Origin of the sequence: Paraburkholderia atlantica, assembly GCF_009362785.1 — a bacterium.
Classification (GTDB): domain Bacteria; phylum Pseudomonadota; class Gammaproteobacteria; order Burkholderiales; family Burkholderiaceae; genus Paraburkholderia; species Paraburkholderia atlantica.
This window is the reverse complement of record NZ_WHNQ01000070.1, coordinates 1-14551: the sequence shown is the minus strand read 5'-3', so window position 1 is coordinate 14551 and position 14551 is coordinate 1. Positions and strand designations below refer to the sequence as shown.

Sequence of the window (14551 nt, the reverse complement as noted above, 5' to 3'; positions counted from 1 at the left end):
GATTGAACAGCAGATCCAGGAATCACGGCGCCACGGCGCGATGCAAAGCGAGCTGTTTCTCGTCATTAACCGGCTTGAGGAGTTTGCAGCCGCCGTCACTGAAAAGCTGGATGCGATTGATCTTGAAACGAAACGCAAGATCGTTCTGGGCCTGGTCAAGCGCGTAGAAATCCACAAGGACGAGATCGTCGTCGTGTTCCGTGTCGATCCGCAACCGCCGGTTCGCGGCAGCGAAAATTCGACCGACTCAGACGCAGGAGAGAAAAGTATGCAACATTGTAGGCGGCGTAATGATTCCCCCTTGAGGGGTACCCGCCGACGTCTCGAACAAGGTTCCCTCATCGATATATCGGGCCTGAAGCCACCGCCGCAAGATAGCCTTGTCCATCGGTACGTGCTCCAGGATCCAGGCGTGACTGAAGTTGTCGAAACAACCCCGGATGTCACCTTCCAGAATCCACTCTGGCGAAGCTCGCTTCGCCAGAGTGATGAAGCATTGTTCAATGGCATCGGACGTCGAGCGTTCGGGCCGGAATCCATAGGAATTCGGGTCCGCCAGAGTTTCTGCCACCGGTTCCGAAGCCAGCTTCCATAACGCCTGCATCGCCCTGCACCGCATACAGGGGATTCCCAGCGAACGCCTCTTGCCGTTACTCTTGGGAATGTAAACGCGTCTCAGCGGCATCACGCGATAGCCGTGATGCCGAAGCGACCTCATTCCGTTCCATCTGGCCGCCGGAGATGACCATATCTTGCCGTCCACCCCCGGCGTTCTCTTACCGCAATTCTCCGTCACCCGCTTCACGGCCAACATTTTGCCGCTATGCGAGCGGGTCAGCAGACGTTGCAGTGCTTTCACCTTGCCCCATCGGCCTTCCCGGGTTGCTTTGGCGATACGCACCTGAAGTCGTTTCACACCTGCCTCAATGTGCGACCAGTTCACCTGATCCCACATTTGGGCAGAGCGCGAGGGCGCACCGGCGCCGGTCGCCGTCATCTGCCTTCCCTCGTATAACGATCGGTCAAAGTTCTCTCGCCATGAATGACCGCGCGGAAGTCTGCCCGCTTTCGCGTCGGACGATGTCCCAGCCCGTATCCCGTCCATTACAGCCGGGCATTCGCTTTCTCCGCATTCCTTTACCCACAATACCAACAGCGTTCCTTGCGGTTCGCCTGCCGTTGCCGGCGGCACTATGGGCTTACCCTGTTCCGCACGAATATCCGAGCGGGGCGGACCCTTCTGCTTCGCCGGCGGTGGTTCTGTCCATGATGGTCCAGTATTCGGAGACCATTCCTCACCGCGTACCGTTTTGGTTCAAGCCTCTCAGGACGTTTGGCTTGTTAAAGATCACGACGTTAAACTGAAGTTCACATATGTTGGTCGTACCCACTCATCCCTTGCTCCTCTCCGCCTTCGTGCTGGCAGATTCCGCTTTGCCTCACAGCTCGGCGTACCGGATAACCGGCGGCTACGTTGTCCCCGAAGCTTCATACCGAGCTGTTACCGGCTCCGCATGTCCGGGTAGGGAACGGTTGATGGAACAACCGGTTTCGTCAGGTCATACCTGCTCCTGTGAAACAGAAACTCGCGCGACTTGCAGGTCGCACGAACACGTCCTTTGCCAGGTCGATACCGACAGTAGTAAGCTGGTCCATGACTTCCCCTCCTGTTCAGATTGATGGCTGACGCCTCAATCCTGGCACTCGATGCCGTGCGACCTCAACGTCGCCTCAGGATGCGGAAGTCCCTCACATTTGAAAAACCCGCTTTCGAAGTCGGCGCGCGCGTTTTTCTGGGTCTGTGAGGCCGATTGTCTAGCGTGGAACTGGGTCGGCGCACAAGATCGAGGGCCGAAACCCGTCAAGCGGAGCTCATTCCCTCTTGCTTGCTGGCCAGCATCAACCGCTTTGCCATTCGTGGTAGATTTTGTGCTGTTGCCGTCAGCAGAAACTCATCGTGTGCGCCGCATAATCCTCGTAATCGTAGTTGTTCAAGCAGCGCAAGCGTCTGCCGGATGCAGAACGAACCCTGCAGACAAAGGTCACCAAAGCAGCGACTGAAAGTCAGCGCATCGCCACCGATAAGATCGCGTGGACCAAAGGCAAGCTCGAAGACCTGCAGCGAACCGGGCTGAAGCCGCGAGACTGGCGCATTTTTCCGGGACACTGCGCGCCCGTCATGTTGATGGAAGACGGGCAACGGGTTGTGAAGCCGATGCGTTACCAGTGCGGCATGGCTGGAAAACCTGCGTCTTACGATGTCAAATACCCCGGGACCTACAACGCCCGTCGTGACAATCTGGAAGGCTTCTGGAAACCGTGTTTTAGTCAGACGCACGGCATTTTGCTTGTCGAGGTGTTTTACGAGAATGTGAGCAGGGCGAAGTTCGAGGGAACGCTCCTTGAAACGGATGAGCGAGACGAAAGCGTGGTCCTGGAGTTCCGCCCGAGCAACGGCGAACTGATGCACGTCGCCTGTTCGTGGTCGCGTTGAAGCGCCCCCGGTGAACCAGACCTTCTCTCGTTTGCGGCCATAACAGATGAGCCTCCGCCGGAAATCGCGGCGGCCGGTCACGACCGGTGCATCATTCCCATCAAACCCGAACACATTGACGCATGGCTTAACCCGGATGCATCGGATCCGGCGGCGATGTACGCAATGCTCGATGACCGGGACCGACCGTACTACGAGCAGCGTCTTGCAGCATAGCGATCGACAGGCCGGTATCGGTGGTCGTGGGGACCGTGCGCGCATCGGGGGCCGTGACACTGGCGGCAGCGCGCCGCCGTAATTGTCGCCGGCTGACCTACTCATGCTCCCTATGAGCCAGGGCTGCGCGGAGAATGTAACCTCGCGCAACCCCGCACAAGGGCCGCAAAAACACTCTGCAGCACGTCGGTTGAAACTGATCTGTCGGCCGGCACGCGCACCCAAGAGGTCGCGAGTGTGGAAGTCTGCTGCCGACGCATTGTCCGTAAGCACGCGAGCAACGTCGGTGGCTATGTATACGCAATATGCAGCGTCGTTCGGACCTTTGCGAACGCTGCGCTACTCGCCAATGCCCTAGACGGTTTGCGCTGTGTCAGCCCGATGCTCCCGCCCCGATCAAAAAGCACGACAGCCAGGTTGGGGGCCATCATGCGCGACACGTAAAGTATCCCGTCCACGTCAGCCGGATGCGTGTGGATCGCCCGGGACCAGCGCATCGGAATGCTGTAGTTCGCCGTACCAAAAAGCCCGGCGTGCGCGCCAAGCACGTTCATGCTTTGGCCTGTCAGATCCGCGAGCGTCAAATCTTCGCCGTCAAACGTATGGATGAAACGCCGCTTCACTTCGTCAGCCGCGATCCGATAGCGGGCCCCCACTGGCTCAAGATCATGAAGCAGGGACTCTGCAACGGCAGTAGCCACATTCAGGCCGAAGTAACTAGTCCCATATTCCATTTTGGGATCGTCAAACCGATGACTTGCAGTCTTCCCAAAATGCGGCTCACCCGAGCTGTAGCTCGAAATGCGGACCAGTCGTTTTGCCTTTAACGTTACGACCGGCAATGCAAATGTGCCGAAATTCCTTGCCGGATTCCTGAGGGCGCGAGCAGCCAAATACTATTCCTCCGCGTAGCCCGCTGCGGCCCTCAGGACCATCGACAGGTTGACCTTCTCGACCGGATCAATGCTGCTTCCCTGCTTGCGTTTGGGCTGCTTGCCGCCGATCACCTCCAGCGGGGTAAGGCCACCCAGCGAGCGCCGCGGATTCGTGAAGAATGCCCATTTGCTGGCGCCCGGAAGCTCTTTCAGCGCCCGGGACACGCGAGCAACCGTGCGCCGGTCGAGGTTCTCGTCCAAAAAAAAGGCCGGGTAATAGCTGACCCCGTTCGGACCGTCTACGGTGAACAACGATCCCGTCTTCAGCCGCTGGTTGATTGCCTGCCGCGTGACCCCCGCACGTCGCATGAATTCCACAGGCTCGAGCAATGAGCCTTCCTTTGCGAGCTTCGCGCGGGCGGCCATCGCCTCTGTAAACATTTCCGCTTCGACGGAGGACATGGCTGCATCGCGCCCGGCCCTGTGATGCAGCGCCGGGCGGGCACGTTGTGCGGGCACACGGCGGCTGGATCCCGTTCCGGACTTCGTGGCCGGCGTCAGCTCGCCCGCCGCGTCGGCGACGGCCGTCAGCGCATCATCGAAGCCCTGTGCGAACAGCGCGATCGACTGTGCGAATCTCTGCTGATTTTTAGCGGGAAGCTGACCGATATCCGCCTGCATTGAGCTCGCCACGACCTTGCGGATCGCTTCCGGAGTTCGCGCACCAGTACGATCCAGCATCTTCGCAGCACGCACAAGCAGCCGTGAAAACTCAGACGCCTGAATGGTTGCCGTAGACATAGATCTCTCCGAAGGAACAGCCAAGCCTATCCCGAATATAGTGAAATTGTCAAGGAAGTAAAGGAAATAGCTCCGTCATGCTGCACTGCCCTACCAGCCGCTCGTCGCGGGCATCCGCGCAGCGGCGGTTCAGCATCCTGCGAACCGGATACCGGTCAAGCAGGGCCGGCGCGTTGGTCAGCCCGTAACCAAAACGCAGCACGTTCTCGATGTCTATGAAGTCGGCGTAGCGGCCCGAGTCGGCCAGCCAGCATGCTTCCTCAAGGATGGCCGCTTCCCCCGGCGAAGGCGGCGCACCGCCGTCCTCTTCCGTCATCACACCATTCTTGTCCATGTCGTCACCAGATCGTTGATGCATGCCTCCGGACGCGGCATCAAGAGTTTGTCCGACGCAGGTGCGTCGTACACCGGCTGGTATCACCTGACGTGCCTACGCTTATTGAATACGCATCACGCCATTTCGCGCATGATGGCATGCGAGCCAACGTGCATCGTTGCGAAGCGATGTCTGGCGAATGATCCAAGGCGGGCCGTCTACGCTGACGAACGATTGTCGAAGCCGTCCTCTGGATCGCCTTCCTTGCCCGGCAAGACGTTTCATCGCTCAATAACGTTCGAATCATCTTGGCCTGCTCGCGCAAAAGACAAGATGTAAGCACATTTCATCGAATGTAAACGGCCCCTAGATGCTGTGTGGAAGGGCTGCGTCAGGCGCGCCCGTTTGCGTGCTCCCTCGGAGAAAACGAGTCTGGAAATCCCGTTTTACTCCAGTCGGACTTACTGCCACTGCCCTCCCACATAGCATCTAGGTGGCATCGAAGTCATGCACATGATCGTCAAGGGGAAATTGAACGATGGCGGCGTTTGGCAAACTCCCGTACATCAGTTCTATTCGATGGCTTGACAAGGAATCCATGCCATATCGGTCTTGACCGACCTCTCGATCTTACTGCGACAGAACCCGCTTGCATCCACGCCCCTGTCAAGCAATGCGCTCGCGTTTAATGTGCAGAAACCTGCCGCATTATGATCTCCGTCATCCGCTCGATATGCATTAGCAATTCGGGCACCGCCGTCGCCTCCCAAAAGCGTCTTCTAAGCGCAGGGCCAATATAAAACAGAGATGGATTCGTACAGCTACTGACTCGAACCACGCGGTAAGACTCATCAACACACAACCCCGCCCAGTCAAATTTTGCAATCCCGTCGCGCCGTAACTGATCGAAAAGAGAATCACACGCGCGTGCTATAGGCCGGTATATGCAATCTGCATGCGATTCTCTATCTGACGCCGTAGCTCGATGAGCCGGAGCCATCCCGACACCGGTGCAATTCACGAAATACGATGCGTGCACAACGCGCGAGCCCGTTGCTGCGCGCGGGCGAATAGCCAGCAGCAGCCCGTCGCCATGTTCGCTGATTGTCTCGATTCGCCCCCCCATAAGCGAGAGACGCCCACTCGTCCTGAGTGACGCGACAAGCGCTGCCGTGGAAGCTGGCTGTCGGTGACGATGTGTGTCCCAGTAAGGCGCAATATGGCGCACGAAAGCGCGCCGGTCGGCCTCAGACCAGTTTGACCAGATCTGCGGTACCGCTGGACGCAGGCTATCGATCACCTCGCGCCAGTCACCGCCTCTCGCGCGATGTTCAGCAATGACTTTGCGTACGACGGTGATGCAATGCCTAGGGCCGGCAGTCAGTTGATCGAGAAGCGACCGCCGCGCTTCTGGCTGAAGTCTCGGCGGTGACTGGCAGTGGTGTTGGGGCAACAAACCACGGCGGGACATAAGCGTGAAGCGCAACTTTTCGCTGCGCCGGTGCAGCGCGTAAACAACGTCGAGTGCCGTCAGACCGGACCCGCACATGAAGAAATGGCTGTCATCCGGCACGGTCCGCAGTTTAACTGCGTCCCAGGGATTCGCGAGGAAACGTTGATCGAGTGAAGCGCCACCGGTCGCTGCTACAGTGATGGAGCGGCGGCCATCGCTGTGCCCGGTCGCAAGGACGACGTGATCGGCAGAAATCTCCACACCCGTGTGTAAATGAACCTTCGTTCGGCCATCCTCGACGGGTTTCAGCGCGACGGCGTATCCGTCATGTTGAGAAAACTGATGCTTCCCGGGGTTTTCGACGGCTTGTTTTAGCAGATGTGCAAGATAATCACCGTACCACGCACGTGGCAGGAAATCGTCGGGTTCGGCAGGACGGCCCCGCAGTCGGCAATAATCGACAAAGCCGTTGCCGTTGTCCCGCTCAACACTGAGGGTCCGTGCGGGGGCGTTCAGGAGCCAGCCCTCTTCGTCTGACCGATAAGCAATACCGCGCGAAACGCTATAGCTGTCATCGACCAGTGCGATCGACAGGGGCTTTGCGGTTTGATCCGACAGTAGCCATATGGCCGTCATCGTCCCGCAAAAGCCGGCACCCACTATCACGATCGATACAGTCATTGCCACGGCTCCGATGGTTGTTCGTATCCGCTCACGCTGAAAATTAATTTTGACGTTCGGATGGATACCCGCTCCGATGGAGTCGCTTGCATCGGGGCACGTCAGGAAAGCTCTCTTTCTGGCGCGGATAGTCGGAAGCTGTGCCGCGCGTCGTAGGAAGCGACTATGCGGCATTTCGCCTCAAGCTACAAAATCGATTGTTTGGATAACATTGATTCGCATCGCAAATGAATGGGTTCGGGGCGGATGGGTGTCCCGTCTGGAGGGTGCCGTTCAAACCCAGTAGCGCACCTATTTCGCGTAGACCGCGCCACACCTCAATGGCATCGCAGCGCTGTCCACGAACCCTCAAACAGTGGGGCCGGCTAACGGGGCGTCAACAATACCCGCAAATTGAGGCTCGGATAATTGGGGCTATCCGGGCCTTCATTTCGGGACATACGCGTACGTTACTCCTGCGCCGGGTTGCATCAACTGCTGCCGTCGGTGCTACGCGGGAAAGCGCGGCTGGTGGTCGAAAGCTCCTTCACGCAAGGACCGCAGCCGCCAGCCGCGAACCTACAGGACCAGGGCGACAACGGCAGACGCGCCTGCCATTTTGGTATAAAATGGATGCCAAATGGCAGGAGACAGAACCATGAATCTTATCGGAAGGGTCTCAGCCGACTCACTGCTCGGAGGTCGCACTGTATTTCCGCGCGCGCCTCGATCGGGGCTGGAATGGGTAGACGTGGTCCGCCATGGGATTTCATCGCAGGCGCTCGATGCGATGCTCAGATCGAGCGGACTATCGCAGGCGGAGTTGGCGCAGGCGCTCGATATTCCTGAGCGAACGCTGGCACGACGCAAGCGGGAAGGCGTGTTGAGTCGTGACGAGTCAGCAAAGCTGCTGCGGCTCGCGCGCGTGGTCGCGCGCGCTGCAGAGGTTTTTGAAGATCTCGACACGGCGCTCGCGTGGCTTAAGACACCGATTGCGGCGCTGGAAGGTTCGACACCTCTCAGCCTTGTGGATACCGACATTGGTACCGATAGCGTGATGGACACGCTGGGGCGCATCGAGCATGGCGTGTTTGCGTGATGCTCACGGTATGGCGGGTGGTCACCGAGCGGTACGCGGATACGGCTTTCTCTGGGGAAGGTGCTCGACTGTATGGTGGCCGTTGGAATCCCAAAGGTGTCGCGATGGTCTACACGGCGCACACGCAATCGCTGGCGCTCCTGGAGATGCTGGTCCAAGATTCGCCGTTGCGTGCGCACTATGTGATGATCCCAGCCAGATTCCCCGAAAGAATCGTTGAACGTATCGATCCAGCCACTTTGGCCGCCGACTGGCGGGACATCTCCGCGCGTGGTGAACTCCAGCAGATCGGGGCTACGTGGTCGCAGGCGCGCGCAAGTGCGGTGCTGGCCGTTCCCAGTGCAGTCGTCCCGGCAGAATTCAATTATCTATTCAATCCCCATCATACTGATTTTGCTCACGTCGAAATCGGTGCGCGCGAGGAGTGGCTGACCGACCCGCGGTTGTTGCGGCGCGCTGCGCCACCGACATAGCGAGCCACGCGTGAGTGTCGACAAACGGCGACAGGGCGCAGAGGGACATAGCGCGGTACAGCTCTGTCACGATAAGGCAGGGCGATCGTGGACATAAATTCGATGGTTGTGTCGCATTGGTGCGGGGACGCTAGAATGCGCGTCTGACGAACCGGTACTGACCCGATGACGAAGAAGGCACCGACGCCACGAACGGCCCTTGCCTCAGGAATTGCGACGGCTGATCGAGACCTGCAGGGCCAATGGCGTCGCGCCCTACGCGAGGCCCGACCGGGATTCGTTAAAAATCCGCCACATCTCGGCCTATGCTGCTGATTTAATGGCGAATTCGATGGTCGGATCGGCCTGACGGCGCGCCAGCACAGCTCCGGCGGCAGGACGCGGCTTGGGCACATCAGCCTGAGAGGGAATGTCTATCTGCGCACGCTGCTGGTTCAGGGCGCCCGAAGTACGTTGCAGTCGGCGCTGCGTGCGGACCCCACGCACGCGAGCCGCCTGCAACAGTGGATCAGGCAGTTTCATGAACGCAAGGGGTATCACAAGACGCTGATTGCGATTGCCAACAAGCACGCCCGCATGCTGTGGGCGATGCTCGCAAAGGGTGAACCTTACGATGCCGATGCATGGCAGCGCCGCCCGCTAGATCCACCGCTACCGCCCGTTCCTGTATGACCGATTACCTGCAACTCAACTACTGCTCGACGCGATAGCAAGACAAGGTCGGACCGAACGGGAGAAGAACCCGACGATTCTGTTGGCGAGACAACACGGCATGCAGCGTATCGGTGCACGCATGTTCGCCGGTTTTCAAATGGGGTTCTCCTGTGCGGCTCATATCGTGGCCCGCCCGACACGCTCGGGCAACAAGGCCGTTTGCAAAGACGCAGTCTGTTCCTGGTGTTTCGTCGCGAAAGAGCAGTTCATCAAGTGGGAAGCATCATGATTCCACGGCGTTGTCAACTTGTCGGCAGTGGCACGGACTACGGCGAAGAGCCAATCGCTCAGGAGACAGTCGACGGATTTTGAGCGATGCCGGTGAATTCGCGCCACGCAGCGGGTCAGAATTCAATCGGCGTTGACAGCTGCCAGAGTGGCGCCTGGAATCCTGAACCTGAACAGCAAAAAAGCGGGCCGGAAGAGCGTCAACGTCGCCCGGCCCGCGGGGAGCGACAGAACTTTTCGCATGCGAAACGGACGGGCCTTGTCATGACGAATAGCGTAGGGATGGTCAGCGTAGGGTCGGCCTCATGGACTGACCCGACGCTGATCGCAAGCAAGCGGTTCTATCCTCTTGGCTGCACCAACGCCGAAGCGCGGTTGCGGTTCTACGCAACACAGTTTCCGCTGGTCGAGGACCGCCGGTCGCCGCGCAAGGACCCTGCTGAACAAAGCCTCGTAGAGACATCCGCATATCATGTAGTGCCCGACGGCGAAAGCTATCGTGTTCCGCGCCCGATGCCCGAGAGCCATAAATCAGGACTTGCGAAAGGAGGTAAAAACAAGGATTCTTGATCCCGTTCGAGCCCCGAAGCAGGTGCCTGTCGCTGGCGCCATTACGCCGAAAGCACCCGGCTCCTTTACGGCGAAAGGCAACAGCTACGAACCCTACAACGACTGTTGAGTTGTGTCTCGTTTAAGACATCGATGTCGCAAGCGTGACGGCAGGATGCCAGCTAGCGCGGCGAGAAGGGCATTGTTTTCTCCGGAGCAATCCAACCCCGTGCCGGGTCCGGCAGGAATGGGGCATACAGGTCAGGTGAACGGCGCCGCCGCGATGACCGACAACCCAATGGTGCGCACTGGTGGCCTGCCCGCCACGCAGTGAGTCCGTACGGGAGCATGGTCCGGGATTCGTCGGCGACAGTGGCGAGCAGCGCGAACTGCATCCCGTTCACGAGATCGAGTCAATTGCGACGCATCCCATGGCGCTGCCGTTCACTGACCAGTCTGAAGCAGACCATGGCGATGCGCAAGCACGAAGACAGTCCCGAGGTGTTTCCGAACGCCGCCGGCATTGATGTGGGTGGCTCAAGCCACTGGGGGGCGGTGCCCCGGTCGGCGGCTGAAGAGCCGGTGCGCGAGTTCGGCACGACGACCGATGACCTGCACGCAATGGCGGACTGGCTGCTCGCGTGCGGGGTCGACACGGTGGCGCTGGAGTCCATCGGCGTATTCTGGATCCCGGTGTACGAGGTGCTCAAGCGGCGCTGGGTGACGGTGTGGCTGGTCGATGCGCGGCAGATGAGGTATGTGCCGGGGCGCAAGAGCGATGTGCAGGACTGCAATGGCTACAGAAGCTGATGAGCCTGGGGCTGCTACGGGCCGCCCGGCGCCGGGGCGACGAGGTCTGCGTGGTGCGCGCGGTGGCCCGCCACCGCCATGGCCGCGTGAAGGGCAGTGCGGGCGAGATCGAGCGGGCGCTGACGGGCAACTGGCGCGACGAGCACCTGTTCGTGCTTGGACAGGCGCTGGCGATGTTCGACAGCCTGGCGCAGCGCATCGTCGAATGCGACGCGAAGATCGAGGCGCTGCTGGTCCCGCTCGGGCGTCACGACGTCGCGCTCGACGGACCCGGCAAGCGGCGCAACAAGAACGCGCCGAAGTTTGATGCACGCGCGGCGCTCGCGCGCTAGGCGGGCGTGGATCTGACGCACATCAACGGCCTGTCAGTCACGACCGTGATGACGATCCTCTCGGAGATTGACCCCGACCTGAGCCGCTTTGCGAACGTCAAGCACTTCTGCTCGTGGCTCGGGCTGTGCCCCGGCACGAAGATCAGCGGCGGCAAGGTGCTGAGCGCGCACACCCGCCATTCCACCAACCGGGTACGGCAGGCCCTGAAGCTCGCCGCGATGAGCCTGTCACCCAGCGACTCGGCGCTCGGTGTGTTCTACCGGCGCCTGTGCGTGCGCATGGACGAGCCGCGCGCCAACACGGCGGTCGCCCACAAGCTCGCCCGGATGGTGCACTTCATGCTCGCGCGCGGCGAGGCCATCCTTGATCAGGGGCAGCAGCGCTACGAGGAGCAGCAGCGCGAACGCAGCGTCGCCACGCTCCGGCGCTGCGCGTCCGCACTCGGCTTCGAGATCCCCCCGACCGGCCAGCCAACCTGCCCCCCCGTACCTTTTAATGTTTCTTAGGAATGCTTTCAGAAAGTCGTTGGCACATCGGTTGCTTGAGAGGAGGGGATCCGTTGATCCGTAACAATCTAGCAACTCACTTCTTAAGAGTTCAGATGAAACTTGCTCGATCGATCCTGATGCTGCCACAGCCGCGGCGCGCGCATCCTGGCGAGGTCTCTGGGTTATCAAAATTGGGCTGCGGCTCTCGGGCGAGGTCAGGTCGGTGCCGTATCAGGACTGGGGCGAATGGCAGTGGAGAACATGGCTTGGCAGCTTCTTGCCGGCCTGCCCCATCCATCCAAAGCCATACGGCTTTCCGCTTCGGGAGTGCGCGGAAGCCGCGCTTCTAGGTCAAAACAATGGCCTCCGCGCTTCCACAATAATGACTTGCACCTCTATTCCTGGGATCAAACAATATGATTGTGCGTAGCCTGAACGATGTTGAAGCGACCGATCACTTCGTCGATTGGGGCAATGGTACTAGTCTATTGAACCAGATGAATGGCACCGGATGCGTCGAGTGGGATCAGAATACTTCCATTTCAATGGGGCGGCCTGCTTGTTGTATTGGCGGATATAGCGCATGAGTTTATTATCGAGGTCCGTGGTGCTGGTGAATACCCCGCGCGTGATGACGTCGCGCTGGATGCGGGCAAACCAGTTCTCGACCTGGTTCAACCATGACGAATATGTGGGGGTGTAATGGATCGAGACATTCGTATGGTCAGCCAGAAAGGTTTGAACAGCTTCGGTTTTGTGGCTGCTCACGTTGTCACAGATCACGTGAATCTCCTTTCTGGCTGGCTGCGCCGATATCACGTGGGTGAGGAACGCGACGAACTGGGCGCACTCGTATGGCGTGGTGCAGTCTTGCCCAGCACTTCGCCGGTGGCGACATTCAGCGCTCCAAACAGGCTCAGGGTACCGTTGCGTTTGTATTCGAAGCCGTGTTCGGCGCGCTCGGGCGAGAGCGGCAACATCTGGTCTTTGCGATCAAGCGCCTGAATGGCCGTTTTCTCATCCACGCAGAACACCGCCGCGTGCAACGGCGGGTTCAGGTACAGGCCGATCACATCGGCAGCCTTGGCTTCAAAGTCGGGATCGTTCGACACCATGTGGGTATCGACACGATGCGACCGAATGTCGTGTTTGCGCCAGATTCGTTGAACCGTCATGAAGGGGACGCCCAGTTGTGCGGGCAACTTGCGGCTGCTCCAATGCGTGGAGCCGTCCGCCGGTTTGCGCCGCAGCGTGTAGTCACGCACTCGTGCCTCAAGACGCGCCAGGTCGCGCCGCGGCGCACGACCCGGGTGCCGGCCATAGAGGCCGGCCAGACGCTCACTGGCAAAGCGGTTTTGCCACGTCGTGATGAAACGCGAATCGCATCGCAACTCGTTCATGATCGCCCCGCGCGAGGTTCCTTCGTCGAGCAACAGGATCAACCGCGCTCGCCTTACCTGGCCGACGGCCATCCTTCTGCTGCGCTGCATCGACAGAAGTTCTTCGCGCTCGGCTTCACTCGGATTCATTTTTCCCACGCACCTTTAGCATCGGCGCAATTTCATTGGTTCAACGGACTAGTGCCATGAGTTAGAAGTTCGTTTAATGATCGTCTTTGCTACTGGAACGGACGAAGTGTTGCTTGATGAGTCGCTCGGATTCGCGCAGGCCCTCATCGGTAAGCACAACGGACTTCGTCTTGTTGAGGGGATTGCCAATCATGCCGCATTCGTACAACCGGTTTAGGACATCCCCAATCGAAGCTTTTCTATGCCCGGTTTTGGTCATGAGCGTCAGACAAAAAAGTGCGAGGACTGCGTCGTCAATTGCGGCGTCGATGTTCATTGCAGTCATTCCGATACCTTTTGGATTCGGGCGCAAAAGCGTTCGAGGCTCGCCAGAATTTCGTCCGCCGACTTCACATTGGCGGCGATCGTGCGCAGGAACTGCACAAATTCGCTGCTGCGGTGACGTCGGTGCAACTCGCCGATTATCTTGCCGGTCGCGATGTCCAGCGCCGCGAACAAGGTAATCGTGCCGTGGCGCATGTAGTCGTGGGTACGTGTCGCTTGGCAACGCCCGGCGCGAGCGGCAGCATGGGCTGCGTGCGAACGAGCGCCTGGATTTGGCTTTTGTCATCCACGCAGCACCATGGCCTTCAACGGCGGATCCAAGTATCGAACGACATTATCGCGCACCTTGTCGACAAACAAGGGATCGCTTGAGAGCTTGAACGTCTCCTGCCGACGCGGTTGAAGGCCGAATGCCCACCAGATTCGCGATACTGAGGTCTGCGAGAGCCTGATCTCGCGCGCCATCGTGCGCGTACTCCAGTGCGCCGCACCCGCAGGCACGGACTCCTGCGTCTTCGCAACGACCGAGTCGACATGCGAATCCTCGATCGTCCTCGCCGCACCAGGACGAGGCGCATCGAGCAAGCGATCCAGACGATGAGCCACGAAGCGCGCACACCACTTCGAAACGGTTTGTTGAGTGACTCGCAGTTTTGCAGAAACAATCTTATTGTCGACGCCATCGGCACACGCCAACACAGTCCGGGCTCGCAATGCCAACACCTAGATGAGCGGAAGGCCCAAGGCGGAACTCGTGTTGAGTGAATCGGAGCGCGAACAGCTCGAAGCATTGACGATGCGGCGTAAGACTGCCACCTCTTGGGGTATGTGCCGTCCATCACACATAACTACAGGCAACGAATAATTCGACGAATTTTTAACCCAGAACATTAGCACACTGACAAACAACGATTCCTGCTTTGGCACGATACATGCATGGTCTTCTCCATAAAGGCGCATTAACTGATGAGAAGTTGTTCGATGTTCTCGCTCACCGGAAACTCAGACCAGGCTAAGGCGGCGGCAGCGATTCTGCCGCAGGCGATATCTGGAGGGCGGCGCGCAAGAGTTTCGGCACCGCCAATACCCGCGTATTGCGCAGGTGACCGCGGCACGGTTATGTCGCGCAAATTCGAACCAGTGCGGCTGATTTGAGTCGCTTCGTGGCGCGATGCCCATGGTGGCAATG

The 14551-nt window shown here is 59.3% G+C and carries 11 protein-coding genes and 7 pseudogenes; 7 read left to right on the top strand and 11 right to left on the bottom strand.

What is annotated here, in order from left to right; all coding sequences use genetic code 11:
• Window positions 1-22: 22 nt before the first annotated feature.
• Together GCT19_RS43060 and GCT19_RS38540 are read right to left on the bottom strand one after the other, a co-directional pair.
• Entirely contained in the window at window positions 23-214 is a 192-nt protein-coding gene (locus tag GCT19_RS43060) for a hypothetical protein (protein WP_193727485.1), read from the bottom strand.
• 33 nt (window positions 215-247) lie between these two features.
• Entirely contained in the window at window positions 248-955 is a 708-nt protein-coding gene (locus GCT19_RS38540) for a reverse transcriptase N-terminal domain-containing protein (RefSeq protein ID WP_227749458.1), read from the bottom strand.
• Between the two features lie 1032 nt (window positions 956-1987).
• On the opposite strand from GCT19_RS38540, the pseudogene GCT19_RS38530 reads away from it, so the two are divergent.
• A pseudogene (locus GCT19_RS38530) lies at window positions 1988-2710 on the top strand (SOS response-associated peptidase family protein); the annotation flags it as partial.
• A 290-nt stretch (window positions 2711-3000) separates the two neighbouring features.
• Here GCT19_RS38530 and GCT19_RS38525 read toward each other — a convergent pair.
• Genes GCT19_RS38525 through GCT19_RS38515 form a run of 3 tightly spaced genes read right to left on the bottom strand, consistent with a single transcriptional unit; the run spans window position 3001 to window position 4720 of the window.
• Complete coding sequence (locus GCT19_RS38525; RefSeq protein WP_152854841.1) at window positions 3001-3603, bottom strand: RES family NAD+ phosphorylase; 603 nt, start codon at window positions 3601-3603, stop codon at window positions 3001-3003.
• A gap of 3 nt (window positions 3604-3606) precedes the next feature.
• On the bottom strand, window positions 3607-4386 hold the full coding sequence (locus GCT19_RS38520) for a zinc-binding metallopeptidase family protein (protein ID WP_018436542.1): 780 nt from the start codon (window positions 4384-4386) through the stop codon (window positions 3607-3609).
• Window positions 4387-4435: 49 nt separating this feature from the next.
• Window positions 4436-4720, bottom strand: a complete 285-nt coding sequence (locus GCT19_RS38515) for a hypothetical protein (RefSeq protein WP_018436543.1) — start codon at window positions 4718-4720, stop codon at window positions 4436-4438.
• 471 nt (window positions 4721-5191) lie between these two features.
• Between GCT19_RS38515 and GCT19_RS43990 the strand changes: the two are divergent.
• Window positions 5192-5290: pseudogene (locus tag GCT19_RS43990) on the top strand (IS6 family transposase); the annotation flags it as partial.
• 97 nt (window positions 5291-5387) lie between these two features.
• On the opposite strand, the gene GCT19_RS38510 reads toward GCT19_RS43990, so the two are convergent.
• Entirely contained in the window at window positions 5388-6836 is a 1449-nt protein-coding gene (locus GCT19_RS38510; protein WP_018436544.1) for an FAD/NAD(P)-binding protein, read from the bottom strand.
• 619 nt (window positions 6837-7455) lie between these two features.
• Between GCT19_RS38510 and parS the strand changes: the two genes are divergently transcribed.
• The 5 genes and pseudogenes from parS to GCT19_RS38480 all read left to right on the top strand — a co-directional run bounded on the left by parS (window position 7456) and on the right by GCT19_RS38480 (window position 11527).
• Window positions 7456-7914: a type II RES/Xre toxin-antitoxin system antitoxin gene (parS, locus tag GCT19_RS38505; RefSeq protein ID WP_227749456.1), complete on the top strand. Its 459-nt coding sequence runs from the start codon at window positions 7456-7458 to the stop codon at window positions 7912-7914.
• Window positions 7914-8387, top strand: coding sequence for an RES family NAD+ phosphorylase (locus GCT19_RS38500; RefSeq protein ID WP_018436546.1), 474 nt, complete (start codon window positions 7914-7916; stop codon window positions 8385-8387). Before parS ends, GCT19_RS38500 begins: the two co-directional genes overlap by 1 nt.
• A gap of 339 nt (window positions 8388-8726) precedes the next feature.
• Window positions 8727-9059 (top strand): annotated as a pseudogene (locus GCT19_RS44970) (transposase); the annotation flags it as partial.
• A gap of 552 nt (window positions 9060-9611) precedes the next feature.
• Window positions 9612-9740 (top strand): annotated as a pseudogene (locus GCT19_RS38490) (DUF72 domain-containing protein); the annotation flags it as partial.
• A gap of 606 nt (window positions 9741-10346) precedes the next feature.
• Window positions 10347-11527, top strand: a pseudogene (locus GCT19_RS38480) (transposase).
• A 462-nt stretch (window positions 11528-11989) separates the two neighbouring features.
• Here GCT19_RS38480 and GCT19_RS44965 read toward each other — a convergent pair.
• The 5 genes and pseudogenes from GCT19_RS44965 to GCT19_RS43975 all read right to left on the bottom strand — a co-directional run.
• On the bottom strand, window positions 11990-12448 hold the full coding sequence (locus GCT19_RS44965) for a transposase (RefSeq protein ID WP_368042665.1): 459 nt from the start codon (window positions 12446-12448) through the stop codon (window positions 11990-11992).
• A pseudogene (locus GCT19_RS44960) lies at window positions 12418-12909 on the bottom strand (IS630 family transposase); the annotation flags it as partial. The gene GCT19_RS44965 and the pseudogene GCT19_RS44960, both read right to left, overlap by 31 nt.
• A gap of 202 nt (window positions 12910-13111) precedes the next feature.
• A complete protein-coding gene (locus GCT19_RS38465; RefSeq protein WP_227717749.1) occupies window positions 13112-13354 on the bottom strand; it encodes a DUF6429 family protein in 243 nt (80 codons plus the stop codon).
• A 74-nt stretch (window positions 13355-13428) separates the two neighbouring features.
• Window positions 13429-14082: pseudogene (locus tag GCT19_RS44955) on the bottom strand (IS630 family transposase); the annotation flags it as partial.
• A 239-nt stretch (window positions 14083-14321) separates the two neighbouring features.
• The coding region (locus GCT19_RS43975) for a hypothetical protein (RefSeq protein ID WP_227749455.1) at window positions 14322-14551 on the bottom strand (230 nt) is incomplete at its 5' end.